Raw genomic sequence first — 23407 nt, forward strand, 5'->3', positions numbered from 1 at the left:
TCGAAGTTCTCCAGATATCTGGTCACGTCGAGCGCGCAGTCGTAGTCGCGGAACGGGAAGTACTCGCGAGCCGGGATGCCCGGGGCCATGTCTTTGCCGTAGATGATTTCCGGCTCAACCTCCACAATATCGCAGAGCATCCGCACCCACTTCTCGATTGTTAGGATATGCGGATCGGCCAGATTGACCGCTTCGGTCGGCATGGCGTGCATTGCCAGCAGATACAGGATGAAGCTGGCGAGATCTTCCTCATGCAGAAACTGTAGTTTGGTCTGGCCATCCCCCGGCAGAATGATCGGGCGTTCTGTCAGTGCACGGGCCCAGACGAACTGCTCGCGGTCAATGTCGTTGTTTGGTCCGTACAGATAAGGCGGACGGATAGCGACGGCAGGAGTGTGTTCCTGATTGAGCAGGAAGTGATCGGCCTCAGATTTGTCTCTGCCGTAAGCGCCCCAAACAGAGGCGCCGCCAATTGAGTCTTTCTCACTTGGTAGGTGGCCTTTGGTTTCCTTGTAGACCGCAGCACTGGAGAGGTGGATCCACTTTTTGGCGTGAATGCCGAAGGTGTTGAAGGCGATTTCTGACTGCTCACGGGTGTAAGCGCTTGTATCAATTACAGCTTCGTATCTGCCCGCCACTTGCTTCATAGCAAATGGATCGTTCCTGTCAGCGATAAGCTGCTGTGTTCCGGGGACAGGGCGAGACCCTCTGTTGAGCAGGGTTACATTATAGCCCTTCGAAATTAGGGCCGGGATGAGCGATGCACCCACAAAGCCCGATCCACCTATGACTAACAAGTTATGCATATTTTGCAGTGCCTTAGAACTGTCTACGCTCAGTTGCCGAAGAGTATCATGGTGGGATTAAAGAAACCTGTCTAAGGCACTATTGTTGAGGACCCATCCATTTTCGTTGAAATATTGAACCTTGCAATAGCAGGGGTGAGGCGGCACAAATGGTCAACTTCAATTTGCAGAAAACGGGATATTGACCCATGGCATCCAACAAGCTCCTGCTTCTTCCTGGTGATGGAATTGGTCCGGAAATTATGGAAGAGGTGAAAAAGGTTATCGCCTGGCTCAACGAGCAGGGCGAAGATACTTACGAGTATGACGAAGGCCTTGTTGGTGGCAGCGCGTACGATGCGCACGGCGTTTCCATCTCTGAAGAAGATATGGCGAAAGCACAGGCTGCTGATGCTGTGATCTTCGGTGCTGTTGGTGGCCCTAAGTGGGACGATGTTCCTTATGAGGTTCGCCCGGAAGCTGGCCTGCTGCGTCTGCGTAAAGACCTTGGCCTGTTTGCAAACCTGCGCCCTGCGATCTGCTACCCAGCGCTGCTGATGCGTCTTCTCTGAAGCCGGAAGTGATTGAAGGTCTGGACATCCTGATCGTTCGCGAGCTGACCGGTGGTGTGTACTTCGGTGAGCCAAAAGAGATCATCGAACTGGACAACGGACAGAAGCGCGGTATCGATACGCAGGTTTATGACAGCTACGAAATCGAGCGTATTGCTGGTGTTGCGTTTGACCTTGCGCGTACCCGTGACAACAAAGTTTGTTCCATGGAAAAGCGCAATGTTATGAAGTCCGGCGTGCTTTGGAACGAAGTTGTAACCGCAACGCACAAAGCGAATTACGCTGATGTTGAGCTGGACCACATGCTGGCAGATGCTGGTGGCATGCAGCTGGTTCGCTGGCCAAAACAGTTTGACGTGATCGTCACTGACAACCTGTTTGGTGATATGCTTTCTGACGTTGCTGCGATGCTGACCGGCTCTCTGGGCATGCTGCCATCTGCTTCTCTTGGTGCGCCTGATGAGGCAACTGGCAAGCGTAAGGCACTTTATGAGCCAGTGCACGGTTCTGCGCCAGACATCGCGGGCACCGGTGCAGCTAACCCAATTGCAATGATCGCTAGCTTTGCAATGGCGCTGCGCTACTCCTTCCAGAAGATTGCTGAGGCAGACATGCTTGAAAAAGCGATCTCCAATGCACTGGATAAAGGCCTGCGCACCAAAGACATCGCGAAAGAAGGCGAAGCAACCATCACCACCGCACAGATGGGTGATGCCATTGTTGCTGAGCTGACTGCTCTTGCAGGTGTTTCAGCCTAAGCGACAGCCAAAATTCTAGAGTTTTGAAGTAGGGCTTCCGTTGGTTCGGGAGCCCTGTTTTTTATTGCATAGGTGGCAGCAGGGGCTGTGTTGGTTTTGGGCTCGGCAGGTTCACAAACTGCAGCTGGCCGCTGGTTACATCGAAGTCGTCAAAGCTGACGCCGTGGAGCGTCGTGTTCTCGTAGGTTTTGATGTAGTAGATCTTGTTTTCAATGTCAGCGATGGCGGACCATTGGGTGTAATCGTTGGCTTCTTGTTCTTGCTCTGTGGGGGAGATGGCAGGCCTTACGAACTTTGGGAATATCGAAGTTGTTCAGCACGTGCTCCATCGTCACCAGCCGATTCTTGTTCAGCTCGGAGGCGTCAATGGTGGAGATCAGCCGAGAGCCCGAATGAAACGGGAGGGAGGAGTAGGATCACCGGGAATGCCGAGCAGGCCTGATCCCTGACCAAATGGCTCCAGTTCCTGCCCCATAATGGTGGTGGTGCCGATGTTGAAAGGGGATAGGAACAGGTAGTTGCGGATGTTCTGGGTGTGCCACTCGAAGTCAGGCGAGTTGGTGAGCACGGTGTAAGGATTGTCGTAGACTTTGATTTCGCCATCAACTGGCTCAATGACGATAGAGAAGCCGGCAGCATCATGCAGCGTGTAATGCAGAGGTGGGATCTCATCCATGTTTGCATAATAGGTGCCGACCAGAGAAACCTTATCCAGATTGATCTTGATTTCTTCGACCGTTTTGAAGGTTGAGAGCATCCAGACGAGGAAGTCTACCTGATTGATTTCCTTAGCTCTCTCTTCTTCGCTACGTGATGGGTTTTTGTAACCAGCAAAGCCGGGGAAATAGAGGGCGCCACCTGAAAGCCCATACTCGTTCATGCCGTCAACCATAGCGGGGCTATCAAAGATACTAGCGCCGATGACTGCTATCTTGCCTGTCCAGCTGAACCCAATCTCATCGTTGATTTTGGATTGGAACTTGTAACCGCGTGGGATGAGCCCAATTTTAGTGGGGATCTGTTTGCCGAACTCCATAGTGCGACCGTACATGCGGATGTTGTCGACGGTGGAAAGGACAAAGCTGGTGCAGGCGTTTGCTGCAACAGGCTGAAGGACAAAGGCAAACAGGGCCAATGTGCTCTTGAACAAGGCGAACGGTTTGCTGGCAATGCGCTTGAGCATGGGGCCTCCGGAGCGGTTCTTTTGCCTGCGATTGTGGGCGAAGAGCGCAAAGGTTCCGTTAGATGGGCCTGCCGTTTTAAGATTGGTTTTTTGGAAGTTTGGCCACCCGATGTTAATCACGGGAGTTAGCTGTGCCACGCGGTTGCGCTGAAAACAGCACTGCGGCATAAGCGTGGACCAAGAATTTTATGAGAAGCATTGCTGGAAGGCAGAGCATGGATGAACGTATAAGACCCTTTCTCGGTACCTGGATTTTGGATCCGGATGTCTCAAACTATGAGCAGGGTGCTGTGCCGTGGGGCGGAAGCCTGACGATCGCCGAGAAGGATGGCGAGATCGGCTTCTTTATGAAAACCGTTGAGGGTGAAGGAGAGACCGTGGAAGCGAACTTCTCTGGTATTCCGGATGGTGAAGACCGCCCGATGCCGGAAAACCCGTTTGCTGATACGCTTTCCCTTTCTCTGAACACAGATGGTGATCTGGTTTCTGAAGCCAAGCGTGGTGGCCTGACTATTATGGTTGCCAAGCGTGAGCTGAACGAAGATGGCTCGCAGCTGACTGTTTATCAAACTGTACACCTGCTGGATGCAGGTTCGTTTACCAACGAAGCGGTTTACGTAAGAGCGCACTAAGCGGTTTAAACCTGCCTTAGCTTCTCTTTGCTGGACTTGGTTGCATCAAACAAGAACAAGACTGGATGCAACCATGTTCAAGCGCAGATTGCTCTTAAGTGCGGCGGGCGCCTTTGCTGCGGGGATAGTTTCGTTTTCGTCAGGAGCGAATAGCCTTTCTTTCGAAGGCGTCCCTTATGTTGACGATCGCAGCTCTCCTGTCGGGGTTCTGGAAAGTTACTATTTCGCAATTCTTCGCCAAGCTTATCCTCAGGCATTCAGCTACTTCCGCAGCCCTCCCGGTGCTTTTGAGGATTGGAAGAATGATTTTCGCGATGAAGTGAAGTTTCAGCTGCGATATGGAAAAGTCGAACCAATTCCGAGCAAGCCACAACCGGGTATGACCCAGATCTATTGGAAGCTCCCTGTAGCTGTGAAGTTGCACTACAAAGACGGAAGTTCCCAAGTTTACGCCGGTTGTTATGTATTTCATATGGCGATGCCAGATACGATTACTGAACCGCCATACTCTCCAATAACGATCGAAAGCGTTGATATTGGACCTTCTGATAAGCCTCTGGATGATGCGAAACCTGCTAGCTGCGATGACGATGAGTAGCTGCTTTTATTTAGCTGAGAAGGCTTCGGAATAAGCGACGGTACCGGTTGGCGTCTCTCCTTCAAAGGTGTGCTGCATGAAGTATTCTGCTGGCACGCCGGGGAAGGTGAGGCTTTCTGCCTGCTGGAAGCCAAAGCGGCTGTAGTACTTCGGCTCTCCAAGCAAAACGACGCCTTTTGCGCCACGCTGCTTGATTTGCTGCATGCCTTCCATAATGAGGGCGGCACCAAAGCCTTTGCCTTGATGTTTCGGCACAATTGCCACCGGGCCAAGACCATACCAACCTTTGTCTTCACCGTCGATTTTTACTGGAGAGAAGGCAATGTGGCCTACCATGCCGCCTGCCTGTCCCGCGATGAGTGACAAGCTCAGCTCCCCGTTCTCGCGCAGTTGATCGACAATCAGGTGCTCGGTTGGTTTTGCACCGGGTTCATGGTGCGGATGGTTCTCAAAAGCTACGTAAACAAGATCGCGGATGATTTCGATGTCAGATGGTAGCTCTGCGCGGATGATCATTGGTGTTGTCCGATGTTTTTAGTTCGGCCTTTATGCCGCAAAGACTGGGGCGTTGTCTAACTTGTTCCGTTAGAGATACCCAAACATGCGACCGCATATGAGGACGCCGAGCCAGCTGAACAGGGAGATAAAGCCAGCGGACTTGAAACGCGGGATGGTTCCGCGGGAATCCACTTGTGCCAGATAGCGCCAAGGCTTGTTGAAGCGAAGGAGCAGCGCGTTCAGCAAGGCAAGCACGAAGAAGCCAGACTTAGCCCAGAAAATTGGGGCATTGACGTAGACCTGAGCTTTGGCTGAGAGCAGGAAGATGCCGGTTGCGATGGCGATCAGGCCTCCCAGAAATGCAATGCGAGTGAGAGGACGTGCCAGATCATAAAGCGGGATCGAACGCCACATGCCCATCATGCGCAGGTCCAGCGGCACAAGGGAGCCGAACAACATGGCCAGACCAACGATGTGGCCTGTATTGATTGCCGGATAGACCCACCATGCATACTTGAAGACCTCTGGCAGCTGAGAGCGCTCGAGATCGACAGCAAGTGCTTGCAATTGAGAAAGTAGATCCATCATTATTCCGTTGTGATTTTGACTGCTTCTCTCAGACTGAGTGCAGAAGCGGTGCCATGCAAGAATTGATTGGTGCTCTTTTTCAGGTGCCCACGGTTTTATCATTTTGAGGTTGTTTATGGCTGACTTTGTGCATGTGGAGTGGGGGCGTAATGCAAGCAGCGATGGCTATGCTGCAACCGTTATCGTTGACTGCCTGAGCTTTTCAACGGCGACTGGTGTCGCTTGTGGCAGAGGTGCCTTAGTGGTGCCTGTTGCTGATCGGGAAGAAGGGCAGAAACTTGCCGTTGAGATCGGTGGTGTTTGTGCTCAAGCGCCGGGAAGGAGGGCTTTCGCTGTCGCCACCAACACTGATGGGGCTGTCTGCCGATGAGGTGCTGGTGCTGCCCAGCTAACGGGGCGACGCTGTCTACTTTGCCAAGAGAAGGGCGGGTGTTTGCCGGTGCTCTGCGGAATGCTTCAGCGATTGCTGCTTATCTTGCTGAGACTCCCGGGAAGGTTCTACTGCTTGCTGCGGGAGAAGAATGGCCAGATAGCAGTCTGCGACCAGCATTCGAAGACCAGATCGCCTGTGGTGCTATCGCGCATTTTCTTGGGTGTTCTTTGTCGTCCGAAGCCTCGCTGGCACACGCTGGCTACCTCTCCTGCGCAGATGTTTTGCATAGCGCTTTGGAAGGCTGTGTCAGCGGTCAGGAGCTAACGCATCGCGGCTATGCGGCGGATGTTGAGTGGGCGGTGCAACTGAACGCGGAGCGCTGTGTGCCTGAGTTGCGGCAGGTTCAGCGTGGGGGACAGTTTGTGAATGCGTTTGAAGATGTGAGCTAGAGGCATCCGGAGATGCCTCCACTCTGTATTGAGCTTAGATTACTGCCCGAAGTTGATGGTGCCCACGAGCTCCATGCCATCAGATTTGATGTGCTGTGAGGAGACGTCTGAGAGCTGGATGAGCAGGTTGTCGCGACGCTGCAGAGAGAATTTCATCTGACGTACATTGCCATATGCGGTGCCGTTTACGAAGACACCAGATCCGATGAATGAAATCTGCTCACGCGTGTCGTTCTGCAGGTCGATAGTGATCTCGGCGCCGTCGCTGTAGAGTTTGGAGCCGGTCAGCTCATTATCAAGCTCTTTGGTGAAAACGTCGTAGGTGTCACCTTTAGCGATCAGCACCAGCTTTTCCTTTGGTGTTTCCTGATCATAGCCGATCAGAACACCGTATGGCTGCTGGATTTTGGTTTCTGTAACGTTGCTCTGCCAGGAACCGATATGAACTGGCACGCTTGCGCTGAAGGAGATTTTGCGATCAATACTGCCGGAATCGCGCGCGCAGCCTTTGAATTCAACGTTCTGGAAGTAACGATTTAGAGACGGCTCAACCTTGCCGCGGATTTTGTCGCAATCTTCCTGGGAGAAAGTACCTGTGCCAACGAGCTGGATTGGGGCGTAGATTGGTTTGTCTGCGGTGTCTTCAGTCAGATCACTCGCATACAGGGAGACCTGTGTTTCATAGTTACACGCGGTTACGGTCAGTCCAATAAACAGGCTGATAAGATCTTGGTGTATTTCATTGTTAACTCTGCGCCGCTCGTTAAAGTTTAGGTATGCTCATGAATTCGCAGTTCAGGAGCAAGCTATCTTGAAGATTAAATTGCGTTTAAAATATTATTAGTTGCTCGATATGACGTGTGCAAGTCATAGTTGCTGCGACCTTTGAGACAGCTCAGGAGTGAGCCTGCGATGCGGGGTGCTCACTTTTGAGATTATGTCAGCCTTATTTCGGTGATTATTAAGTGTTTCGGTGAAAACTGACTGAAATCCGTGGTTTCCTGATGTGGCGAAGTGACAGAAGTTTGGCCTCTCCAAATTGCCCAAGATATGCCTGTTGACAAATGAGGTTGATATAGGCAATTTCTGCGCGACCAATTTTAGGGGCAGAGTTTAGCAGCATGATGTTTGCGATGACCAACATGAAGACGACCATGAAACGTGCGATGACCGCGCGCATGGCTTCTGTTGCGCTCAAAACTGCTACCACAAAAACCACCACTAAAACGACAAAGACCACCGCCTGACGGTGCCTCTCTTTCCCGCGCTCTCCCCGGGACGGAGGGCGCTAGAGGGCCAGACCGGGGGTGGAACGCTCCTCGGCGGCTCAGCGGGGGAGACGAAAGAGGACAGAACCAATGGGTTATAAGGTTGCGATTGCAGGTGCTACCGGCAATGTGGGCGCAGAAATGCTGGACATTCTGGCTGAGCGTGGTTTCCCTGCTGATGAAGTGATCGCGCTGGCGTCACGTCGCTCTCAGGGCAAAGAGATTTCCTTCGGCGATAAGACCCTGAAAGTTCAGGCGATGGAGAACTTCGACTTCTCTTCCGTCGATATCTGCCTGATGTCTGCTGGTGGTTCTATCGCGAAAGAGTGGGCACCAAAGATTGCTGCGAAGGGCTGCGTTGTCATCGATAACTCTTCTGCATGGCGTTATGATGCGGATGTGCCGCTGATCGTGCCTGAAGTGAATGCTGACGATATCGTTGACTTCAAGAAGAAGAACATCATCGCGAACCCGAACTGTTCTACTGCACAGCTGGTTGTTGCGCTGAAGCCGATCCACGAAAAGGCTGGCATCAAGCGTCTTGTTGTTTCCACCTACCAGTCCGTTTCTGGTGGCGGTAAAGAAGCGATGGACGAGCTGTTCAATCAGACCCGCGCTGTGTTCGTGAACGATCCGATTGAGCCGCAGAAGTTCACTAAGCGCATTGCGTTTAACGTGATCCCGCACATCGACGAGTTCATGGAAGACGGTTACACCAAGGAAGAGTGGAAGGTTCTGGCTGAGACCAAGAAGATGCTCGATCCGACCATCAAAGTAACCTGTACCGCTGTACGCGTGCCTGTGTTCGTTGGTCACTCCGAGTCCGTTAATATGGAACTGGAAAACCCGCTCTCTCCTGAAGAAGCACAGGATCTGCTGCGTGAAGCGCCAGGTATTCTGGTTGTCGACAAGCGTGAAGATGGTGGCTACGTCACTCCTTACGAGTGTGCTGGTGAAGATGCGACTTACGTTTCTCGTATCCGTGAAGATGCGACCGTTGAGAACGGCCTGAACATGTGGGTTGTTTCGGATAACCTGCGTAAAGGTGCTGCACTAAACACCGTGCAGATCGCTGAGGTTCTGGTGAACCGCGGCCTGATCAAGCCAAAAGCAGAAGCTGCTGCATAAGCTGAAAAGCATGCTATGAGATTACGAAGGGCACCTTTTCGGGTGCCCTTTTTTCTTAGAAGCTGCCGAACGTGATATTGGTGAGATAGCCGTCCCAGAAGGGCATGAGTTTGCCTTTGGCAGCACGGGCAATGGTGAATTTGTGCGGGATCATCATGCCTGAGACTTCCTTGTACTCAGAGCGATAAACGTGCTCGCCCGAGCCGTGATAGGAGGTTGTGAGATCTCCATCTTCCTCCGCATCAAATCGCTCCAGACTCCCGTCTTCTCTAAACGTGGCGACCAGTGAGGCTGAGTATCCGCTCATGGCAACTGTTGCTCTGGCTCTGCTGTTGTCGATGGCTTCCCATGTGACAGGTCCGCCAGGCAAGAGGGCGGTTGGGTAGAGTGGGCTTTCCAGTAACCAGCGGCGCAGGGATGTGGTGTTGAGTTCCGGGGTTTCCTCTTCATCGACCACTGTAAGTGTGGAGAGGATTTTTGCCTTCATTTCCATTTTAGCATTTGCGTAGCATCGTAAGCCCTTGCCCAAACTCCGGGTATGATGGGTGTTGTTGCTGAGAATGCCAGCGCAGGCGTGTTGGCTGCTGCGACTTGCTCTGCTGTGGTTGGGGCAAAGCTCTCCATTTGTGGGCGCCGGAACTGCCCCTCCATCTTCATTGAGACGTGAGAGATGTTTGCGGGGCCATTGGGAAATGTGAACTGAAAGTATCGCTGGACAACCTGAGGCAATTCAGAAAATGCCGCTTCATCCCAGACCGGGACCTGAACCTTTTGGGCCAGCGAAATTACGTTTTTCCGATGTGCTTTGATATCGGCTTCAGTACGCCATGTGGAGTAGGCGATGACCGTGGTCGCGAGAGCGGTGACTGACAGTGAGAGGGCAAATGTAATTTTGAGTAAGCGCATAAGGATCTCCGTGAAAATATAAAAGCGTAATCATGTGTACGGATTGATTGTAACCGTATTCTTGTGTACGGTTTGTGTCAACCGGGAGATTTGACGTGCGTGATGAGAAGAAGACTGCAAGGCAAAAACAGATTGCTGAAGCGGCCTATGACGTGTTGGCGGAGAAGGGCTATGCGGGTGCATCCATGCTTAGCATTGCCAAGAAAGCCAAGGCTTCCAACGAAACTCTGTATCGGTGGTACGGAAATAAGCAGGGGCTGTTTCGCGATTTAGTTGCTCAAAATGCAGAGCTCGTTGCCGAGCAGCTGGAAGAGGAGCTGGCCAAAGCGGAGCATTCGCTGCAAGTGTTGAGGTTGTTGGCGAGCGGCTGCTTGCCATGTTGCTCAGTCCACGTGCTGTGGCACTCAATCGGGCGGCGGCAGCAGATGCTGAAGTTTCTGGTGAGTTGGGGCAAGCTCTGGCTGAAGCGGGGCGAGATCGTGTCTTTCCGTTATTGGTGCAACTTCTGGAGAAGCTGAAGGCTGAAGACTATCTGGCTTTCGACCATGTGGGCGAAGCTGCTGAGCTGTATGTGGCTTTGCTCGTTGGCGATATGCAAATTCGCAGAGTGACAGGCGTTCTTGCTGAACCCTCAGCAGAGGATGTTCAACGGAGATCTCGTAGAGCTGCGGAGCGGTTTATCGGGATTTATGCCGGGAAGGTGCGTTGAATAGCCCAAAACTTATCCCCCTGCAAATTTCTCTTGTAGTCTGAATCTATGCCTGCGTAACGGGCTGGCTGGGGGACCGTCCTTCAGTTGGTCGTAGGCTGGGTGGGGCTACTGTGGAAGGTAACGTATTTCGCAGCAGGTCCGTGGAGGTTCCCCTTTCACCAACAGTGTTGAGGGATAGCGGATGTCCGGCCAGACCAAAGGGCGCCAGCACTGAGACCTGAGGCTTTCCAACAGCCTTAAGTCTTCCAAGTGTCTTCTGGACCCTGGCCTTAGCCTCCTGCAAAAACGCTCGGGCAAGGCGACAGCTGATGCCGAAGAAACTAACTTACTCATTACTTGCGCAGGCATTGCCTGCCGCCTTGCCCCTCCCGATTTACGGGGAACCCAGCTTAAACACTGCACGGAAAACCCTGCAGTGCCACTGGTGTTTGTGGGGATACTTTACCCAATTGCTATGTTAGGGTTTTGCCAAATTGAGGGGGTATTATGCAGACACTTGAAATTAGAGCTGCGCGATTTGATGAGTTGCCGGAAGTTGCGCGTATGTACAGGTATTCGCGGGACCGGTGTCTTTCATTTTTGCCCAGATTGCACACGCCTGAAGAAGATCTCTGGTTCTTCCAAAATATTGTTTTTAAGAGCAATGAACTGACAATAGTCATGGGAGATGAGCAAATCATAGGTATGATGGCCATCAAAGATGACTGGATAGAACAGCTTTATCTGGATCCGCGGCATCTGCGGAAGGGCATTGGTACAAAGCTCTTAGACCAAGCAAAAGCTCAATCTTCCGGGACTCTTAAGTTGATGTGCTTTGTTGAGAATGTGGATGCGAGAGCATTTTACGAAGCGCATGGCTTTAAGGAAGTGAAGCGGACAAGCGGTTCAGAGAATGAAGAAGGAGCGCCGGATATTTTGTATGAATGGCAGGCCTGACCTGTCATCAGCATTATCCGATGCAGTGCGGTGGTTGCAGACGAGCGCAAGATGATACCCCTAAAATTGCAGGGGGCATATACGGTGATTTCCGTCTAGTGCAGCCCAACTCTGAGTGGCATTGTTCGAAGTAGATGTAAGCCAGAGCACTTCGCGTTCATCAGGATTTACGTGTCATGCTCTTAGCTTTTTTGCCACGCGTATTCCTGATGGAAGGCCAGAGGTGCTTTTGGGGGATACGCTCTAGGACAATGTGTTGGGAGGCACACGCGAATGCTGAACACTGCAAGTTATGCCAATTACAAGATCACTCATACGGATGAGACCTTCACTGATTGGCTGGTGAAATCTGCAGGACCTGCGTGGAACAGAGCAATCAATCATCCGTTCACGAGTGCGGTTGGTAATGACACAGTAAGCAAGGACGTGTTCCTCCGTTACTTGCTTGAGGACTATCACTACATTCAGGATCTGGCATCTGCTCTTGGCTTCCTGATTGCCAAAGCGCCATCCATGGCTTCAAAGGCGCGCCTTTCTGAGTTTGCGCATCAGCTGACATCCAACGAGCTCTCATATTTCCAGCGGACATTTAAAGAGCTGGGTGTTGAACCTGAGACTTATGAAAATGCCAAGCCGAACACAGTGACCCGCGCGATTGGTGCGACGCTGCTCTCAACGGCTGGTAAAGGCCACTACGTGGACGGTATGGCCACGCTGCTTGCTTCTGAGTGGATCTATCGTGAATGGGGACACCGGGAAGCTTCCAAGCCACGTCCTGAGCGCTTCTATCTTGCGGAGTGGGTTGAGTTTCTTGCCACCGATGAGTTTGGTGATTTCATTGAATGGATCAAACGGGAAGTGAACTCAATTGGCGAAGAGGAGCGTGTGAAACGCCAGAGCGAAATCTCTGAGAGCTTTACTCATATGTGTGAGTTGGAGGCCGAATTCTTCGATATGGTGAGCTGATAAGCTGCTCGCCGTTTGGTTCCAAAATGCTCTCTGTTTTGCAGGGAGCATTTTTTTTCAGGCTACGAGTCAGTAGTTATACGTTTCGCCTAAAATCTTGGGGCAAGTGCACGTTTTGCCTGTAACATCTCCGTGATCTTGCTGGGAAATTGCAGAAATTAACAAGATGTTCTCAAATCAGATTTTGTCACCTGCAGTCTTGAGGGAAGTATTTTTTATGCATATCGGATTTACTGGCATTGCGTTCTAATAATTTCCGACATTGGTAGTTTATTTGATTTAATTGAGCTTCTAGCTTGGCTAATTGTAGAAAATTTTCCTCATTCTGGTAGAACGTGCTCAACAAAAAATACGAATAAGGAATAGATATGTTCTCTCGTTCTACTGTTGCTGCTCTTGCCCTTCTCGTGGCTGTTCCTGCTCAGGCTGAAACAATCCGTGTGGGCATGTCTGGTGGGTATTTCCCATTCACTTTTGTCAAGCAGGACGTTCTGCAGGGCTTTGAAGTTGACGTTGCTCGTGCGATTGCAGAGCAGACTGGTGACGACGTTGAATTCGTTACCATGAGCTTCTCCGGCCTGATCGGTGCTCTGGAAGCTGGCCGCATTGACACCATTGCAAACCAGATCACCATTACTCCTGAGCGTGAAGCTAAGTTCACCTTCTCCCAGCCATACGTTTATGACGGTGCGCAGGTTGTTGTGAAAGCTGGCAACGAGGAAATCAACGGCGTTGAAGACCTTAAAGGCAAAAGCGTTGCTGTAAACCTCGGCTCCAACTTTGAAGAGCTGCTGCGCGGTCTGCCATTTGCGGATGAAATCGACATCCGCACTTACGAAAGCAACCTGGCTCAGGACACTGCTCTTGGTCGCGTTGACGCGTTCATTCACGACCGCATCAGTGCAACTCAGGTGATTAAAGAAACTCCGCTGCCGCTGGCTCTGGCTGGTGCACCATTCTCTGAAATTCGTAACGCAATGCCGTTCCGTACTGATGAAGATGGTAAAGCTTTGGCTGCTAAGGTTGACGGTGCAATCACCGAGCTGAAGGCTTCTGGTAAGCTTGCTGAGATTTCCGACAAGTGGTTTGGCGCGGACATCACAAAAGCTGACTAAAGCTCTCTGTTTTTTTACTGGTAAAGCAGTTCGCTTCTGAATTATTCAGGTGGACTGCTTTTACTTTTGATCTGGTTCACTTTCGGGCGTTTATTCTCATCTCCTGAAAGTGTGCTTCAATAATAAGAACAAACCATGCGTGCCTTAGATCTGGATTATATGCTCGGCCTTTTGCCGATCCTCTTAAAGTACCTACCTAACCTTGGGTATGGCAAGTGTGTCCATGATTTTGGCGCTCATACTTGCATCGCTGTTTGCGATTATCCGTGTGGTCCGCTTTCCTGTTCTGGATGCGGCCACGCGGCTCTTTATCAGTTTCTTTCGTGGAACACCGCTGCTGGTGCAGCTGTTTCTGTTCTACTACGGCCTGCCGCAGCTGTTTTCCTTCCTCACCGCGATTGATGGGGTGACTGCTGCGATTGTTGGCCTGACACTGCACTTTTCTGCTTACATGGCAGAGAGTATTCGTGCAGCCATTCTGGGTGTGGACCGCAGCCAGTGGGAAGCGGCGAAGTCTATCGGTATGTCTACTGGCCAGATGATGCGTCGTATCATTCTGCCTCAGGCTGCCCGTGTTGCTGCGCCGACCCTGATCAACTACTTCATTGACCTCATCAAGAGCACCAGTCTTGCCTTTACGCTTGGTGTGACAGAACTGATGGGGGCTGCACAGAAAGAAGCTGCAGGTAGCTTCCTGTACTTCGAGACCTTTATTGTGGTTGCAGTGATTTACTGGGTTGTTGTTGAGAGCCTTGCTTTCGTTCAGTCCAAAATTGAAAATCGACTATCAAAGGCTGTTTCAAGATGATCCAGATCCGCGGGCTCACAAAAATCTATAATGGTGTTCCTGTGTTGAACGGGATCGACCTTGATATCAAAAAAGGCGAGCGCATTGCGATTATTGGTCCATCCGGGACCGGTAAGTCCACGCTGCTCCGCTGCATCAACTTTCTTGAGACACCAGAGCAGGGTGAGTACATCCTTGATGGTGAGAGCATTGATGTTCAAAAAGCCAATGCTGCGCAGATCAAAGAGATGCGTTTAAGAACAGCGTTTGTGTTCCAGAACTATGCTCTGTTTGCCAATAAGACGGCGCGTGAGAACATTGCAGAAGGCCTGATCACCGTTCGTGGTGAAGCCAAAGAGACTGCGTTTGAGCGTGCCAATGAGATCCTGCAGAACATCGGTCTGGCTGATAAGGCAGATGCTTATCCGGCATCGCTTTCCGGTGGTCAGCAGCAGCGTGTTGGCATTGGCCGTGCGATGGCGAGTAACTCTGAGCTGATGCTGGTTGATGAGCCGACCTCTGCGCTGGACCCGGAATGGGTGGATGAGGTGCTGCAGTTGCTGACGCGTGTGGCACAGGCTCACCAGACCATGCTGATCGTGACACACGAGATGGCGTTTGCAAAAGAGATTGCGGATCGCGTTCTGTTCATGGAAGGCGGGCGTATTGTTGAGCAAGGGCCACCTGAGAAGATCTTCACCAGCCCGGATGACCCAAGAACCCGCAGCTTCCTGCGCAAGGTTCTTTAAGGATTTTTGAGAGCGGTACCATCTGGCGGTGGTACCGCTTTTCTTTTATCGGCCAGACAGGGTGTTGTTGACCTGAAGGAGCTCGGCGTTGCCACCGCAGAGCAGCACGCCGACGCGCTCACCTTCTGCTGGTTTGTAGACGCCGGAGATCAAAGCTGCGAGGGCAGTTGCACCACCCGGTTCAACGACGAGCTGCATCTCTCTCCAGAGGCGGCGTTGCGCTGCCAGGATGGCGTCGTCTTCGACCAGAATGGATTCTGCGATATGGCTCTGGGCAACTTCAAACGGGAAGATGCCGCACCGCTTTGCACCGAGAGCGTTGGCTGCGATGCTGTCGAGTTTGACGTCCACCGGTTCGCCAGCTTCGAGCGCTGCGTGCATGGAGCAGGAACCATATGGCTCGACGGCGACGATCTTGGTTGGGCTGTTGGCGTAGTAGCTTGCAACACCTGCTGCAAGGCCTCCGCCACCGACAGCTACGAGGATGGTGTCGAGATCCGGGCTTTGCTCAGCCCATTCCAGCGCGACGGTGCCCTGACCGTTGATGGTGTCAACAGCGTCGTACGGGTGAATGTCGATAGCGCCGGTTTGCTGCTGGTATTCTGAACACAGTGCTGCTGCATCTGCGTATGCTGCGCCTTCAACATGAACGTCTGCACCAAAGCTGCGGATTTTGTCGATCTTGGCTGGATTGGAGATCTCAGGCACGAAGATCTTGGCTTTCAATCCAAGAGCATGGGCGGCACATGCTACTGCGGCGCCATGGTTGCCACCGGATGCTGCGGCGATGCCAGCCTCTGGGATTGTGTTGTTTAGTAATGAGTTGAATGCTCCGCGTGCTTTGAAAGAGCCTGAGTGTTGCAGATGCTCGAGCTTCAAAGAAATGGAGTACTTCAGGCCGAAGGTACCGTTACCGCTTACAATAGATGGTGTTTTGCGGATGTACTTCTGAATTCGTTTGTGAGCGACTTCAATAGCTTGCTTGGATATCTGCACGGTAATGGCCTGAATATTTTTAATATAGAGAAGCCTCGGAAAAATCCGAGGCCTCGTAAATTGCAATGTGCATTTTAAGTTGCAGGCATTGCGGTTTCAACCAGTTTAATAAAATAGGAACAACCATATGGAATGGCTTCGTCATTGAAGTCATATTTCGGATGGTGCAGCCCTGCGGTGTCGCCATTGCCGAGGAAGATGAAAGCGCCTGGCTTTTCTTCCAGATAGTAAGCAAAGTCTTCGCCGCCCATGGTCGGTTCGATGTTCTCGTCCACCTTGTCAGCGCTGCCTGCGATTTCAGCTGCGATCTGGGTTGCGAACTTGGTCTGTTCTGGATGGTTTGAGGTTGATGGGTAACCATCGTTGAACTCAAAGTCCACGCCAGCACCGTTTGCTGCACATACGCCTTCGACAACCTGTTTGACACGCTCAGCAGCCTGTTTGCGGACATCCTGATTGAGCGTGCGGATGGTGCCGCCGAGTTTCGCTGTGTCAGGGATGATGTTGTAGGCGGTACCAGCCTGGAAGAAGGTCACGGAGATTACGATAGACTGCAGAGGGCCAACGTTACGGGAGGCGATGGACTGCAGGGCGGAGACGATCTGGGAGCCAACGACAACAGGGTCGATTGTGTTGTGCGGATACGCTGCGTGGCCGCCGATGCCTTTTACGGTGATGGTGAACTCGTCGGTTGACGCCATCAGCGGGCCTGAGCGGGTTGCGAAGTGGTCGATTGGAGTGCCTGGCTGGTTGTGCAGGCCATAAATTTCGTCGACATTCCAGCGGGTGAACAGGCCGTCGTCCATCATTGCTTTTGCGCCAGCGCCGCCTTCTTCAGCCGGCTGGAACACGAGGATAACTGTGCCGTCGAAGTTGCGGGTTTCGGCAAGGTATTTTGCGGTGCCGAGTAGCATTGCAGTGTGGCCGTCGTGACCACAGGCATGCATGGCGCCTTCGTTTTTGGAAGCGTATTCTTTGCCGGTTTCTTCGGACATTGGAAGAGCGTCCATGTCAGCGCGCAGGGCGATGGATTTGCCTGCGCCGCCATTGCGGCCTTTGATAACGCCGACTACGCCCGTACGGCCAACACCTGTAGTAACTTCATCAACGCCGATCTCTTGCAAGATCTCGGCTACTTTTGCTGCTGTGCGATGGGTCTCATAAAGGACTTCAGGATACTCATGAAAATCACGGCGCCATGCGGTGATTTCATCGTGCATTTCCGCAAGACGATTGATGGTTGGCATTGGAGCGCTCCCTAAAAACTTCGGATTCTTATTGAGATTAGAAAATGAACCTCACTTTGGCCTAGTGCAGTGAAATATTGCAAGAGCAAATCACTCGCAAAAGGGTCAGTTGAGTAAAATTAAATGAACTGCAATTGAAGCTCCTTAACTAACCTAAAGACACCTTAATCACGCTAAGTTATGGCTGACGTCAGGTCACATATTGCACCGGTTTTAACAGCAGCAGTAGTGAGGCAGTATGGCGATCTATCGGAGTGTTTTTCGCAATGTCACAGAGGAGAAACAGCAATGGATGTTTCTCAATAAAGCCCACCGATATGTCAGCTTGCTGCCCGCTCAATCTGAGTTCGAAACGGTTCCCTATGATTTTCGTCGCAGCATTTCGATCAATCTCCTTGTGAATGGGGGCTCTACGGAACGTCGCTGCGGTACAACTCATTGCGGGATAGCTGGAGCTTGTGGCCGTTGACGAGTGACTTTTCCCTTCAGATTGATAAGCGAACTGTGATTGTTGAATGTGCTTTGACGTCTCCGTACCAGACCGGTGCCAATGTCACGTCACTGGCCCAGTTTTATGAGGAAGTGAGTCGGCCTAATCGGTAGGGTTGGTGCTCTTACTGTCTCAGGCATGCGGGAGAGTGTGGCGGTGAGTGAGGAAATCAGTTCGCTTTGTGATTTCATGTCTGCTTTGCTTGTTAGTCCTGCAATGTGGTTGCGGGCAGTGTTGTAGCTCATGTTGAGAGTGCTTGCGGTTTCCTTCAGAGAGAAGCCCCGGATCAGCATTTGAGCGATGTCTGCCTCACGATTGGTTGCACCCCAGATTTTCTGAATAAGCACCTCCTTTGAAACTGGATGGTCAGTTGGATCGAGAATGACTGCGAGAACCGGGCTCCAGTTCTTCAGGAAGGGTTCTACATCGTTGGTGTCTTGTTCCAGCACTGTCAGGGGAACGTAGGAGATCAGTGGTTGGGTTGGGGTTTCACATCCCAGAGGGAAGGGACCAACCGGGACTTTTTGAGTTCTGCATTGGAGGAGGAGGTTCTCCAGATTGTTGGTGTACATCCGATGGTTGGTTGCGAGGTTGTTGCTTCTATCGGCGTAGAGGAACCGGCTCTTTTGCAGCAGTGTGCGGCCTTTTTGATTGCTGAGGGCTATGTGGAAGCCGTGGTCCAGAATGAAGGCGGCGGAGGGGATTTGCTCCAGCCAGAATGTGTGTTGATCTACGTTTCTCTTCTGGGCTTCCAGTTTGAGAAACAGAGAGAAGGCGTTTTGGTAGTGCGGCTGTATTCGTTCCAGCAGATTGCAGAGCTCTTCGTCCTCCGTACCCTGAAAGCGGGCGGGCATGGTGACTGCGGCGAGTGCAACATCAGAGCCTTGTCTATGCAGATGGAACCCGCGTGAGCGGTTGAGGTTGTCCCGGCCTTTGAGGACGTTGTTGTAAAACTCGTTCTGCTCCAGCTGCTGTTGGCTCAGGAAGCGCTCTGAGTAGACTAGCTGATCAGAACTAACGGATTGAAGCAGCTTGGGAAAAGGATTGAACTGGATAAATTCAGCAATGAGCTCGTTGTAGGCACTGTCTACGTTGAGAGCTGAGAAGTGATAGTAGTTGTTTTGTGTGAGGCATTGTACCTGGAAAGTAACGGGCAAATCCCGGTATTTCTCGGCAATCGGCGCCAGAATATCGTCTAGGCCCTTACCGGTGACAACGGTTGAGTACATCCGGTTGATGAGCAGTTGTTGCAGATCTTCCATGACAACACAGTGGCTATTATCGACAATGGAATATTAGTTCTACTTTTAATTAAATTCAATTATTCGGTGTATTAGATTTTGGGAGTATACCTCTGATCATATAAACGCGTAGACGGAGGTCTTCTTGGTCTCGTTATCTTCCAGCTCTCGTTGAACCGGAATTTCGTAGGTTTGTAGATGTTTAAGCCGTGAGGTGGGAAAGTAGGAGCGTTTCGGATCTCCAACCAAAACTGGGACTGGTTTTGCTCTCCGGTTTGTATCTAACCAACCAAGCACCTTTGCTGTCATATCCGGGTCGTAGAAGACATCTCCGCAGCAGATCAGATCAAACCCATCCAGCCTGCTTTCAAGCAGGTCTTCTGCTGTGACTTCAATTGTGACATGGTTTTGCGCTGCGTTGATAAGTGCAGCATCGGAAGCAAAGGTGTCGATGTCTGCTGCAACGGCAGAGGCTGCTCCAGCTTTCATCGCGGCAATGGCAACAAGGCCGGAACCGCTGGCAAAGTCTAGGATGCGCTTGCCCTGGACCACTTCCGGATTGTCGAGAATGTACCGCGCCAGCGCTTGTCCGCCTGCCCATGCGAACGCCCAGAAGGGGGAGGGGACACCAAGTTCTTCAAGCTCTTCTTCCCCCATACGCCAAAGATCGACGCTTTCGTCTGCGAGGTGAAGAGAGATGGACGGCGCATGAGGAACAGGGTGAATGCGTGTCTGTTCCAGAATGAACTTGCGCCGATCCGTGATTGTCATCGTGAGATCAGACCTCGGATGGGTCCACGCCTGCCATTTCCAGAACCACAGCCCACTCTTCCGGCTTTACCGGCTGAACGGAGAGGCGCATGGAGGTGACGAGAGCCATGTCGGACAGACGCTCTTCGGCCTTCACCTGTGCCAGTGTGACAGTCTGCGGAAGGTCTTTGACGGCTTTGATGTCCACACACTCCCAGCGTGGGTCATCGGTTGTGGAATCCGGGTGAGCCAGTGCGCACACTTCAACGATGCCGACAACTTCTTTGCCGATGTTGGAGTGATAGAAGAAGCCGCGGTCGCCGATCTTCATATCGCGCATGAAGTTGCGGGCCTGATAGTTGCGTACGCCGTCCCACTCTTCGCCTTCTTCGCCCTTGGCTTTCTGTTGATCCCAGGACCACTTGTTAGGTTCGGATTTGAACAGCCAGTATTGCAACGCTTCCTCCATATAAACTGATTGTATGTTCTGATCAGAATGACCGGTCATACATTAAATGGAGCACCTGCCATAATTTGAAAGGCCGATGCTCCAGTTTAGATATGTTGTAAAACGCAGCTTACAGCAAATTTACATATCTGGGTTTTTTAATACCCAGTTCCATGGGCGGATCTCAACAGATTCAAACAGACCTGCGAGTGAGTATGGATCTTCGTTTGCGACAGCCAAAGCTTCGTCGCGGTTTGCTGCTTCGATGATTACGAGCGAACCGGTTGGGGATACCAGATCATCACACATGAACGGGCCAGCACCTTTCAGGCGATCGCCGAGACCACTGAGGAAGTCGAGGTGCGCTTCGCGGGTCTTCTGACGAAGGTCTTCAGAATGTGCCTTGTCTGTGCAGATGAGAGCGTACAGCATATTGGATACTCCAGTAGCGGGATTTCAACCCAACCTTTTAATTCCTGATTTTCAACCAGGCAAATCCTACTTTAAAGGGATTCTACTAGGGGTGGGTCTCTCGTTTGAGTGGACGCGTCATTAAGTCGCTTAATGCTTGTGCGACGTCAATTTTACCCGCAACGATTTGTGAAACCGTCTTGGCGATCGGCATATCAACGCCGTGTTCTGCGGCCAAAGCAACTGCGATATTGGCTGAGTGAGCACCTTCTGCCAGCTTCTGGCCCGGAGCGACCAGCTCTTCAGGTGTTCTGCCCTGTCCAATCTTCAAACCGAAGGCGAAGTTACGGGATTGAGTGGAGGAACAGGTGAGCACCAGATCGCCCAGACCGGACAGGCCAGTGAGGGTTTCGCTCTTCGCATTCAATGCCATGCCGAGGCGGGTCAGTTCTGCAAAGCCGCGGGCTGTCAGGGCTGCCTGAGCGCTGGCGCCAAGGCCGTAGCCCACTGCAGCGCCACATGCGATGGCGAGAACGTTCTTCAGAGCGCCGCCGATTTGCACGCCGATGAGATCATCGGTTGCGTATGGGCGGAAGCTGTTTGAGGCAAGTGCTGCGGAAAGCTGATCGGCAACAGCGCCGTCTTCTGCTGCGATTGTCACTGCAGTTGGCAAACCCTTTGCCACATCATGAGCAAAGCTTGGGCCGGACAGTGCTGCCGGGATCGCGTCTGGCGCCACAGACTTGATGACTTCGGAAAGCAGCTGTCCTGTCGATTGCTCGATGCCTTTTGCGCAGAGCACAATTGGTGTTGCTGGCTTCAGAAACGGCTTGATCGCTTCTGTCATTGCCCGGGTGGTTTGTGCCGGGGTGACGAGAAGAAGGGCATCGGCATCGCTGACTGCGTGTTTCAGGATGCCGGTTGCTGTGATTTGCTCTGTCCATTCAATGCCAGGCAGATACTTCGGGTTCTGCTTGTTGGCGTTGATGGCGGCGATGGTTTCTGCATCGCGGGCCCATAAGGTGACTTCACGACCTGCTCTTGCTGCGGCCAAAGCAAGCGCAGTTCCCCAAGATCCTCCGCCAATTACAGCGATCTTGTTTAGAGCAGTGGTCATGTTGTTTTCCTTATTGGGTGATGTTCAGTCGTTCACACAGTTGCTCAAGAGGGATATCGAACCCTCCATGCATTGTTAGCTTGGACTTAGTTTCGTTGTCTGCCAAATCAACCCAGAAGAAGCGAAAGAGGATAGGATCTCCACCGTCATTTGGGCTCATTTCGTAATGATCCCAAGTCTGCTTTGCTTTTTCCTGAACTTTGAGATGGAAAAATTTGCGGCGGTGAAGCTCCGGGCCCGTGGTCAGGGCATCATCATAAAGGAAGTCATGACCATCAAACTGCTCAAGAGCGCCAGAGATGTCGAGGCCGGTTTCTTCTTCAAACTCGCGTTTGGCCGCGTGCAGGTAGCTCTCGCCTGGGTCCAGCGTGCCGCCGGGCACTTGAAGGGTTCCAGCGATGTTTGTTTCCGGCTCATCAAAAACGAGAAGGTGGGTGCCGCAGGTCATGTAGACGTAAGCTTTGTGCCGAGGCTGCAATGTCGTCTCCGTCAAGAATCAAGCAAATCGATGCTATTGAAATTGGGCGGATGTTATTTGCAGGAGTTTGTCTCAGGCAAGGCATGAGACGAGTTTGCACATAATAAGCACGAATAGCACCGCATGGCTTTCCATGCAGTGTTGAAGCTGGAGTTCCCGAGTTAATCGGGATGAGCAAGGCGGCAGGCAATACCTGCGCAGTGTGAGTAAGTAAGTTTCTTCGGCATCAGCTGTCGCCTTGCCCGGGCGTTTTTGTAGGAGCTAAGGCCAAGCTCCAAAAGACGCTTGGAAGACCTGAAACTGTTGGAAAGCCTCAGTTCTCAGTGCTGGCGCCCAAAGGTTTGACCGGACATCCGCTATCCCTCAACACTGTTGGTGAAAGGGGAACCTCCACGAACCTGCTGCGAACTACGTTACCTTCCGCAGTAGCCCCGACCAGCCCACACCAGACTGAGGGACGTTCCCCCAACTGCCCGTATGCATGAGCGTGATGTTGAGTATGCAGGTGTTTGAGGCGAGGGGGATAAGTTTTTTGATGCAACCTGCTGCCCACTCCGGTGTCATCCCGGCCTTTGAGCGGGATCCATACCCACTAGCCTTGCTAAATAACTGAGGCGTTCGACCAATCTCTGGTACTGGGGTTATGGGTCCCGGGTCTTCGCTGCGCTTCGCCCGGGATGACGGTGGAGAGCAACAGGCAAAAGACCCAGCCTTAAATGAAAAAACGTCAATTTCTCAGCTGGGTTTCGAAGTGGGATAGTGCTGTGCGCTGGGTGTAGTTGAGAAGCCAGACGACAGTTACTCTGCCTTTGATTTAATCCTTAGCCATGTGTAAGCGACAACGCCTGCGATACAAACACCAGCAAAAATGGGATCGACGAAGCTCAAGTTTAGTTGAGCTCCTAACGGAAGAGCGTCGTTAATATACTGCCGGATAAAGGGATTTGCGTCCACAATGATACCCAAAACAGCTAGAACAAATAAGAAAGTACAGACGCCAATTGCTTCGCGAATTTCTGATCTCAGGGGCTTGGTTACCATGATGGAAACTAGAGACGTAACACCCGAAACTAATGCAAAAAGCAGGTAGGCTAGAACAAGAAAGACAGCCGTATAAAGCCCTGCCCACCAATCAGTTAAGCTGGAAACGATGCATATTATCAGTAGCGCTAAGATAACTAGTAGGCGAGAGTATTTTGCTTGACCAATTTTATCTAGCATCCCGT

25 protein-coding genes and 3 pseudogenes are annotated in these 23407 nt (G+C 51.9%); 12 read left to right on the forward strand and 16 right to left on the reverse strand.

The features are described from left to right. Nucleotides 1-806: NAD-dependent epimerase/dehydratase family protein (locus JCM12308_RS08665; RefSeq protein ID WP_128647356.1), on the reverse strand; the 806-nt coding region annotated here is incomplete at its 3' end. A gap of 242 nt (nucleotides 807-1048) precedes the next feature. On the opposite strand from JCM12308_RS08665, the pseudogene leuB reads away from it, so the two are divergent. Then, a pseudogene (gene leuB, locus JCM12308_RS08670) lies at nucleotides 1049-2115 on the forward strand (3-isopropylmalate dehydrogenase). A gap of 61 nt (nucleotides 2116-2176) precedes the next feature. On the opposite strand, the pseudogene JCM12308_RS31405 reads toward leuB, so the two are convergent. Beyond that, nucleotides 2177-3466, reverse strand: a pseudogene (locus JCM12308_RS31405) (linear amide C-N hydrolase). 47 nt (nucleotides 3467-3513) lie between these two features. On the opposite strand from JCM12308_RS31405, the gene JCM12308_RS08680 reads away from it, so the two are divergent. Beyond that, the gene (locus JCM12308_RS08680; RefSeq protein ID WP_008551732.1) at nucleotides 3514-3930 is read left to right on the forward strand and encodes a hypothetical protein; all 417 of its coding nucleotides are present in this window, start codon (nucleotides 3514-3516) and stop codon (nucleotides 3928-3930) included. Nucleotides 3931-4003: 73 nt separating this feature from the next. Further along, on the forward strand, nucleotides 4004-4528 hold the full coding sequence (locus tag JCM12308_RS08685; RefSeq protein WP_054783466.1) for a hypothetical protein: 525 nt from the start codon (nucleotides 4004-4006) through the stop codon (nucleotides 4526-4528). A 6-nt stretch (nucleotides 4529-4534) separates the two neighbouring features. Here JCM12308_RS08685 and JCM12308_RS08690 read toward each other — a convergent pair whose 3' ends face one another. Together JCM12308_RS08690 and JCM12308_RS08695 are read right to left on the reverse strand one after the other, a co-directional pair. Then, nucleotides 4535-5044 carry a GNAT family N-acetyltransferase gene (locus tag JCM12308_RS08690; protein ID WP_054783467.1) on the reverse strand — a complete coding sequence of 170 codons (510 nt, stop codon included), beginning with the start codon at nucleotides 5042-5044 and terminating at the stop codon, nucleotides 4535-4537. Between the two features lie 69 nt (nucleotides 5045-5113). Beyond that, on the reverse strand, nucleotides 5114-5614 hold the full coding sequence (locus JCM12308_RS08695; RefSeq protein WP_054783468.1) for a hypothetical protein: 501 nt from the start codon (nucleotides 5612-5614) through the stop codon (nucleotides 5114-5116). Between the two features lie 115 nt (nucleotides 5615-5729). Here JCM12308_RS08695 and JCM12308_RS29435 point away from each other — a divergent pair, with 115 nt between their 5' ends. Both JCM12308_RS29435 and JCM12308_RS29440 read left to right on the forward strand, forming a co-directional pair. Next, nucleotides 5730-5984 carry a hypothetical protein gene (locus JCM12308_RS29435; protein WP_208978395.1) on the forward strand — a complete coding sequence of 85 codons (255 nt, stop codon included), beginning with the start codon at nucleotides 5730-5732 and terminating at the stop codon, nucleotides 5982-5984. Between the two features lie 59 nt (nucleotides 5985-6043). Continuing rightward, the gene (locus tag JCM12308_RS29440; protein ID WP_208978396.1) at nucleotides 6044-6436 is read left to right on the forward strand and encodes a 2-phosphosulfolactate phosphatase; all 393 of its coding nucleotides are present in this window, start codon (nucleotides 6044-6046) and stop codon (nucleotides 6434-6436) included. A gap of 39 nt (nucleotides 6437-6475) precedes the next feature. On the opposite strand, the gene JCM12308_RS33230 is transcribed toward JCM12308_RS29440, so the two are convergent. Together JCM12308_RS33230 and JCM12308_RS27740 are read right to left on the reverse strand one after the other, a co-directional pair. Beyond that, nucleotides 6476-7174, reverse strand: coding sequence for a DUF7424 family protein (locus tag JCM12308_RS33230; protein WP_444544398.1), 699 nt, complete (start codon nucleotides 7172-7174; stop codon nucleotides 6476-6478). A gap of 223 nt (nucleotides 7175-7397) precedes the next feature. Further along, nucleotides 7398-7676 (reverse strand): hypothetical protein, encoded by a 279-nt coding sequence (locus JCM12308_RS27740; RefSeq protein WP_128647357.1) that lies wholly within the window; start codon nucleotides 7674-7676, stop codon nucleotides 7398-7400. Between the two features lie 118 nt (nucleotides 7677-7794). On the opposite strand from JCM12308_RS27740, the gene JCM12308_RS08710 reads away from it, so the two are divergent. Further along, nucleotides 7795-8832 carry an aspartate-semialdehyde dehydrogenase gene (locus JCM12308_RS08710; RefSeq protein WP_014287113.1) on the forward strand — a complete coding sequence of 346 codons (1038 nt, stop codon included), beginning with the start codon at nucleotides 7795-7797 and terminating at the stop codon, nucleotides 8830-8832. A gap of 55 nt (nucleotides 8833-8887) precedes the next feature. On the opposite strand, the pseudogene JCM12308_RS32990 reads toward JCM12308_RS08710, so the two are convergent. Then, a pseudogene (locus JCM12308_RS32990) lies at nucleotides 8888-9738 on the reverse strand (DUF6920 family protein). A 376-nt stretch (nucleotides 9739-10114) separates the two neighbouring features. On the opposite strand from JCM12308_RS32990, the gene JCM12308_RS31415 reads away from it, so the two are divergent. From JCM12308_RS31415 to JCM12308_RS08750, 6 genes are all read left to right on the forward strand, one after another. Next, nucleotides 10115-10447, forward strand: coding sequence for a TetR/AcrR family transcriptional regulator C-terminal domain-containing protein (locus tag JCM12308_RS31415; RefSeq protein WP_244271860.1), 333 nt, complete (start codon nucleotides 10115-10117; stop codon nucleotides 10445-10447). Nucleotides 10448-10936: 489 nt separating this feature from the next. Then, nucleotides 10937-11386 carry a GNAT family N-acetyltransferase gene (locus JCM12308_RS08730; protein ID WP_054783472.1) on the forward strand — a complete coding sequence of 150 codons (450 nt, stop codon included), beginning with the start codon at nucleotides 10937-10939 and terminating at the stop codon, nucleotides 11384-11386. A 273-nt stretch (nucleotides 11387-11659) separates the two neighbouring features. Further along, on the forward strand, nucleotides 11660-12352 hold the full coding sequence (locus JCM12308_RS08735; RefSeq protein WP_054783473.1) for a TenA family protein: 693 nt from the start codon (nucleotides 11660-11662) through the stop codon (nucleotides 12350-12352). A 368-nt stretch (nucleotides 12353-12720) separates the two neighbouring features. Further along, nucleotides 12721-13467, forward strand: coding sequence for an amino acid ABC transporter substrate-binding protein (locus JCM12308_RS08740; RefSeq protein ID WP_008551375.1), 747 nt, complete (start codon nucleotides 12721-12723; stop codon nucleotides 13465-13467). A gap of 223 nt (nucleotides 13468-13690) precedes the next feature. Then, complete coding sequence (locus JCM12308_RS08745; protein WP_244271861.1) at nucleotides 13691-14275, forward strand: amino acid ABC transporter permease; 585 nt, start codon at nucleotides 13691-13693, stop codon at nucleotides 14273-14275. Then, on the forward strand, nucleotides 14272-15003 hold the full coding sequence (locus tag JCM12308_RS08750; RefSeq protein ID WP_014287110.1) for an amino acid ABC transporter ATP-binding protein: 732 nt from the start codon (nucleotides 14272-14274) through the stop codon (nucleotides 15001-15003). The genes JCM12308_RS08745 and JCM12308_RS08750 overlap by 4 nt, the downstream gene beginning before the upstream one ends. A 45-nt stretch (nucleotides 15004-15048) precedes the next feature. Here JCM12308_RS08750 and JCM12308_RS08755 read toward each other — a convergent pair whose 3' ends face one another. The 9 genes from JCM12308_RS08755 to JCM12308_RS08800 form a co-directional block, all read right to left on the reverse strand. Further along, a complete protein-coding gene (locus JCM12308_RS08755) occupies nucleotides 15049-15999 on the reverse strand; it encodes a threonine/serine dehydratase (RefSeq protein WP_054783474.1) in 951 nt (316 codons plus the stop codon). Nucleotides 16000-16073: 74 nt separating this feature from the next. Beyond that, complete coding sequence (locus JCM12308_RS08760; protein ID WP_054783475.1) at nucleotides 16074-17246, reverse strand: M20 aminoacylase family protein; 1173 nt, start codon at nucleotides 17244-17246, stop codon at nucleotides 16074-16076. A 558-nt stretch (nucleotides 17247-17804) separates the two neighbouring features. Continuing rightward, the gene (locus JCM12308_RS08770; RefSeq protein ID WP_054783477.1) at nucleotides 17805-18998 is read right to left on the reverse strand and encodes a helix-turn-helix transcriptional regulator; all 1194 of its coding nucleotides are present in this window, start codon (nucleotides 18996-18998) and stop codon (nucleotides 17805-17807) included. 96 nt (nucleotides 18999-19094) lie between these two features. After that, nucleotides 19095-19748: a class I SAM-dependent methyltransferase gene (locus JCM12308_RS08775; protein ID WP_054783478.1), complete on the reverse strand. Its 654-nt coding sequence runs from the start codon at nucleotides 19746-19748 to the stop codon at nucleotides 19095-19097. 7 nt (nucleotides 19749-19755) lie between these two features. Then, nucleotides 19756-20184 (reverse strand): EVE domain-containing protein, encoded by a 429-nt coding sequence (locus tag JCM12308_RS08780; protein WP_054783617.1) that lies wholly within the window; start codon nucleotides 20182-20184, stop codon nucleotides 19756-19758. A gap of 132 nt (nucleotides 20185-20316) precedes the next feature. Continuing rightward, nucleotides 20317-20607 carry a YciI family protein gene (locus tag JCM12308_RS08785; RefSeq protein WP_014287103.1) on the reverse strand — a complete coding sequence of 97 codons (291 nt, stop codon included), beginning with the start codon at nucleotides 20605-20607 and terminating at the stop codon, nucleotides 20317-20319. 85 nt (nucleotides 20608-20692) lie between these two features. Further along, nucleotides 20693-21703 carry an NAD(P)H-dependent glycerol-3-phosphate dehydrogenase gene (locus tag JCM12308_RS08790; protein ID WP_014287102.1) on the reverse strand — a complete coding sequence of 337 codons (1011 nt, stop codon included), beginning with the start codon at nucleotides 21701-21703 and terminating at the stop codon, nucleotides 20693-20695. A gap of 10 nt (nucleotides 21704-21713) precedes the next feature. Next, nucleotides 21714-22196, reverse strand: coding sequence for an NUDIX hydrolase (locus JCM12308_RS08795; protein ID WP_244271862.1), 483 nt, complete (start codon nucleotides 22194-22196; stop codon nucleotides 21714-21716). A gap of 783 nt (nucleotides 22197-22979) precedes the next feature. Further along, nucleotides 22980-23402, reverse strand: coding sequence for a hypothetical protein (locus JCM12308_RS08800; protein WP_054783479.1), 423 nt, complete (start codon nucleotides 23400-23402; stop codon nucleotides 22980-22982). Nucleotides 23403-23407: the final 5 nt, after the last annotated feature.

The organism is Pseudovibrio denitrificans JCM 12308 (assembly GCF_001310815.1).
Lineage (GTDB): Bacteria > Pseudomonadota > Alphaproteobacteria > Rhizobiales > Stappiaceae > Pseudovibrio > Pseudovibrio denitrificans.

Bases quoted from the DNA above. Each gene is read 5' to 3' on its own strand.
- JCM12308_RS08790 (WP_014287102.1), bottom strand. From the start codon at position 21,703: ATGACCACTGCTCTAAACAAGATCGCTGTAATTGGCGGAGGATCTTGG.
- JCM12308_RS08730 (WP_054783472.1), top strand. From the start codon at position 10,937: ATGCAGACACTTGAAATTAGAGCTGCGCGATTTGATGAGTTGCCGGAA.
- JCM12308_RS08750 (WP_014287110.1), top strand. From the start codon at position 14,272: ATGATCCAGATCCGCGGGCTCACAAAAATCTATAATGGTGTTCCTGTG.
- JCM12308_RS08775 (WP_054783478.1), bottom strand. From the start codon at position 19,748: ATGACAATCACGGATCGGCGCAAGTTCATTCTGGAACAGACACGCATT.
- JCM12308_RS08760 (WP_054783475.1), bottom strand. From the start codon at position 17,246: ATGCCAACCATCAATCGTCTTGCGGAAATGCACGATGAAATCACCGCA.
- JCM12308_RS08690 (WP_054783467.1), bottom strand. From the start codon at position 5,044: ATGATCATCCGCGCAGAGCTACCATCTGACATCGAAATCATCCGCGAT.
- JCM12308_RS08770 (WP_054783477.1), bottom strand. From the start codon at position 18,998: ATGGAAGATCTGCAACAACTGCTCATCAACCGGATGTACTCAACCGTT.
- JCM12308_RS08695 (WP_054783468.1), bottom strand. From the start codon at position 5,614: ATGATGGATCTACTTTCTCAATTGCAAGCACTTGCTGTCGATCTCGAG.
- JCM12308_RS08785 (WP_014287103.1), bottom strand. From the start codon at position 20,607: ATGCTGTACGCTCTCATCTGCACAGACAAGGCACATTCTGAAGACCTT.
- JCM12308_RS08735 (WP_054783473.1), top strand. From the start codon at position 11,660: ATGCTGAACACTGCAAGTTATGCCAATTACAAGATCACTCATACGGAT.
- JCM12308_RS29435 (WP_208978395.1), top strand. From the start codon at position 5,730: ATGGCTGACTTTGTGCATGTGGAGTGGGGGCGTAATGCAAGCAGCGAT.
- JCM12308_RS08800 (WP_054783479.1), bottom strand. From the start codon at position 23,402: ATGCTAGATAAAATTGGTCAAGCAAAATACTCTCGCCTACTAGTTATC.
- JCM12308_RS08740 (WP_008551375.1), top strand. From the start codon at position 12,721: ATGTTCTCTCGTTCTACTGTTGCTGCTCTTGCCCTTCTCGTGGCTGTT.
- JCM12308_RS08710 (WP_014287113.1), top strand. From the start codon at position 7,795: ATGGGTTATAAGGTTGCGATTGCAGGTGCTACCGGCAATGTGGGCGCA.
- JCM12308_RS08680 (WP_008551732.1), top strand. From the start codon at position 3,514: ATGGATGAACGTATAAGACCCTTTCTCGGTACCTGGATTTTGGATCCG.
- JCM12308_RS08745 (WP_244271861.1), top strand. From the start codon at position 13,691: ATGATTTTGGCGCTCATACTTGCATCGCTGTTTGCGATTATCCGTGTG.
- JCM12308_RS08685 (WP_054783466.1), top strand. From the start codon at position 4,004: ATGTTCAAGCGCAGATTGCTCTTAAGTGCGGCGGGCGCCTTTGCTGCG.
- JCM12308_RS31415 (WP_244271860.1), top strand. From the start codon at position 10,115: ATGTTGCTCAGTCCACGTGCTGTGGCACTCAATCGGGCGGCGGCAGCA.